Raw genomic sequence first — 3,454 nt, forward strand, 5'->3', positions numbered from 1 at the left:
TGATTCAAATGATTACATACAAAGCAAATGCTGTAGGCATTCAAGTTGTTGTAACTGAAGAATCATATACATCGAAAGCAAGTTTTCTGGATAACGACTTCATTCCAACGTATGGAGAAAATGACCAAAATACAACTTTTTCAGGAAAACGAATAAAGCGCGGCATATATCGTTCAGCAAATAAAACTTTAATTCATGCAGATGTAAATGCTGCGGCTAACATTTTACGAAAAGTAATCCCAAATGCATGGACAAATGGGATAGAGGGGTTAAGCGTGAAACAGCTCGCTAATGTGTTAACTCCCCTGACGTTAATCGTCCGTTAGGTCGAAACGTTAGAAACCCCCACTTCAAGCTTTGCTAAGTGGGGGAGTGTTCATTGCTTTAGAAAATGATGTATGATATATTGTCAACGCAACTTATTAAAAGTGTTTAATAAGTATGTTGATTAAGGTGGTGAGCGATTTGAGTGAACAATTTGTTACTCAAAAATCGATTAAAGAGACGATCCTTCGTGGCATTCGTACAGCTCTTCTAGAGCGAGGTAGTGCAACGAAAGTTGAACTTAGTAATACATTAGAAATCAGTTTTCCAACGATAAGTAAATTTATAGAAAAAATGAAACAAGACGGTGAAGTCACTTTAGCCGGTTTAGATGATTCAAGTGGTGGAAGAAGAGCAAAACGATATGAATATAATCCAGAATATATGTTAGGTTTAGCGATATTTTTAGAAAAAAATGAGACGAATTATACAATTTTTAACTGTTTAGGGGAAGTAAAAGAACAAGGCAGTACTTCAAGTGCATTAATCGATACGGGTCTAAGTGTATTGACAGAACATATAGAAAGTCTTATAGCTACGTTTCCAAAGATAAGTTCAATTTCAATTGGTGTTCCTGGTGCTGTTGATAATGGGCGTATTTTCTATATTCCTGGATATGAAAAGTTCCAAAATTTTAATTTGAAAAGTCACTTGGAGGAACTGTTTTCTATACCAGTAGTAATAGAAAACGATATGAATGCTGCAGTGCTCGGCTATCATAAAAATACTGGAAACAATGAAAATTCCTCTCTTGTATATTTGTATTCAGGTCAAAATGGCCCAGGTGCGGGGATTATGGTAAATGGAGATGTCGTACGCGGAAGCACATTTTTCTCAGGAGAGATATCTTTCGTCCCGCAGTACGATAATAAAAATTTCTTGCAAGCTTTGAGAAGTGAAGATTCGAATAATCCAGAGGAATATAATATAGATGCTATTACTCGTTTAATAGCTACATGTATAGCTATTATTAACCCTCATGGATTCATCTTCTGTGATGATGAAGTGAACCAAATTGTAATAGATCAGATTGTAAAAAGTTGTCCGCAGTACATTCCGGCAGAACATATTCCGAAAATAACAGTGAGCAACTGGAAAGAAGATTATTTATATGGGTTAAAAAGCCTTGGACTTGATCTTATGATTACGAGAACAAATAAAGAAAATTAAATGTACGGGCAATGAAGCATCCAATTGCCAGTTGAATAACATAAAAGAAAAGGTGTCGATTATGAAAATTGAACATGTAGCAATTTGGGTGAATGATTTAGAAAGAATGCGTGATTTTTATAAACAGTACTTCGGTGGTGAAGAAAATAGCTTATATCACAATCCGAAAAAGCAGTTTGAATCTTATTTCATAACTTTTGAAGGCGGTGCGCGTCTAGAACTTATGAAGCAGGTAGGGATAGACGAGAAAGTACAAACACAAACAATAGGATATGCGCATATTGCTTTTTCAGTAGATAGTAAAGAAAAAGTGAACGAATTAACTAATACATTAAGAGAAGCAGGATACTCAGTGTTAAACGGGCCGCGTACTACAGGGGATGGTTATTATGAAAGTGTAGTAAGTGATCCTGAAGGAAATCAGATTGAGATAACAATCTAACATTATATTTACTAATAATTGATAAAAAATAAAATTTTGTTGTTCCCCAAAATGTGTACGAGAAACCTATTATTTCTGCAGAAAGGGGGACATAATGTTGAGTGAAATCATTTTTATTTTCTGTATATATCCATTGCTTGTTTGTATTGTTTCAATAGCTGGAGCATATAAAGTAGGTACATTTTATGTGATGCCAATAGTAACATTTCTTATTTTTCTTATGTTAAATGTTACAGTGCACGATCCAGCATTTTTCTTTTGGGAGGGCATGTATACTATTCTTTCATTTATTGTTTCTTATATAACTATCCTTTTTATAAAGGGATATAAATTTGTAAAAAGAGAGCGTTAATATCATTTTGGGGAAATAGGGATTTACGGTGAACGATAACAACCTCATTTCACGTTGTAATGATGGGAAATGAGGTTGTTTGATTTCTATTTTTTATTGGAGTGATAAAAATCGCGAAGAATCTTCTCAATGACTGGATGAAGAGTACTAGGTAACTCATCAAGCGGAAAGAAACGTAATTCTTTTGACTCAGTTTTATCACATACAAGCTCCCCATAAAATTCTCGGCAAATATAAACAACGAGTACACCGTGTACTTGATCGCCATTTGGATAGATTTGAAAGAAATCTGGCCCTGAGTATGTACAGAATAGTTCTGGATTTTTAATAATAAGTCCAGTTTCTTCAAACACTTCTCGTTTTAAAGCATCTTCTAACGTTTCGTTATATTCTAAGGCACCGCCAATAATGCCCCAGCGGTTAAAATCTGTACGGAGCTGCAGCAATACTTCATCTTTTTCATTTACTATAATGGCGTGCGAACCTATTAAAATAAGTGGATGATTTCCTACTAGATTTCTCATATCTTCAATATAACCCATGTCATTGCTCCTTGTATTTAATAATAGTTAGGAAGTTCTTTTAACATTCTTTCTGTTTTACGTGCTGTAAAGGCTAAGTTATGGTCATCTTTCGTTCTAAAAAATAATGTGCGTAAAAAGGTTTTAATGTTGGCACATAAAATACAATACTCATTAAGCGAAAGGCGTTTTCTAATTTGAGGAAGCCTTTTTATTTTTTTTTGAATAATAGAAATTAACTCGTTTTGAGGAAAATCATGATACAGCATTGCTAGTAATGGAGTAACGATGCGCTCATCTTCGTTATTATGAAAAAGGTCAGATGGAATAAAGATTTTATTTAATAAACAATGAATTAATTCTTCGTACCATTCAAAAGTGGTATACGTATTATGAACAATTTCAGTAAAGGCATCAGATACGTGAGCAAGACAATGAGCCCATCCTTTATTTTCGATATAGCCCCGAAAATCTGTTTCTAAGTTTGTGTAAGTAATGAGTTTATTTTTTATTTCTTCGATATCCTCCTCTGTACAAAAGTAGTGCGAATTAGCGAATTGGAGTATTAACGCAATTAACGAAACAGTGTAAGAACGTGTGAAAACCCCATCTGTATGTGGGGAGTAAATGTCACAATATAAATAC

5 protein-coding genes and 1 pseudogene are annotated in these 3,454 nt (G+C 34.1%); 4 read left to right on the top strand and 2 right to left on the bottom strand.

Annotation, left to right across the window (positions count from 1 at the left end; translation table 11 throughout):
* From H6481_RS27865 to H6481_RS27880, 4 genes and pseudogenes are all read left to right on the top strand, one after another.
* Positions 1-326 (top strand): annotated as a pseudogene (locus H6481_RS27865) (zinc ribbon domain-containing protein); the annotation flags it as partial.
* 139 nt (positions 327-465) lie between these two features.
* The gene (locus H6481_RS27870) at positions 466-1,494 is read left to right on the top strand and encodes an ROK family protein (protein WP_000003038.1); all 1,029 of its coding nucleotides are present in this window, start codon (positions 466-468) and stop codon (positions 1,492-1,494) included.
* A 61-nt stretch (positions 1,495-1,555) separates the two neighbouring features.
* Positions 1,556-1,936, top strand: a complete 381-nt coding sequence (locus H6481_RS27875; RefSeq protein WP_000687573.1) for a VOC family protein — start codon at positions 1,556-1,558, stop codon at positions 1,934-1,936.
* Between the two features lie 97 nt (positions 1,937-2,033).
* A complete protein-coding gene (locus tag H6481_RS27880; RefSeq protein ID WP_182813770.1) occupies positions 2,034-2,288 on the top strand; it encodes a YbeF family protein in 255 nt (84 codons plus the stop codon).
* Between the two features lie 86 nt (positions 2,289-2,374).
* On the opposite strand, the gene H6481_RS27885 is transcribed toward H6481_RS27880, so the two are convergent.
* Both H6481_RS27885 and H6481_RS27890 read right to left on the bottom strand, forming a co-directional pair.
* On the bottom strand, positions 2,375-2,830 hold the full coding sequence (locus H6481_RS27885; protein WP_182813772.1) for an NUDIX hydrolase: 456 nt from the start codon (positions 2,828-2,830) through the stop codon (positions 2,375-2,377).
* Positions 2,831-2,847: 17 nt separating this feature from the next.
* Positions 2,848-3,454: DUF2785 domain-containing protein (locus tag H6481_RS27890; RefSeq protein ID WP_182813774.1), on the bottom strand; the 607-nt coding region annotated here is incomplete at its 5' end.

The sequence above is a fragment of the Bacillus sp. ME78 genome (genome assembly GCF_903970865.1).
Lineage (GTDB): Bacteria > Bacillota > Bacilli > Bacillales > Bacillaceae_G > Bacillus_A > Bacillus_A cereus.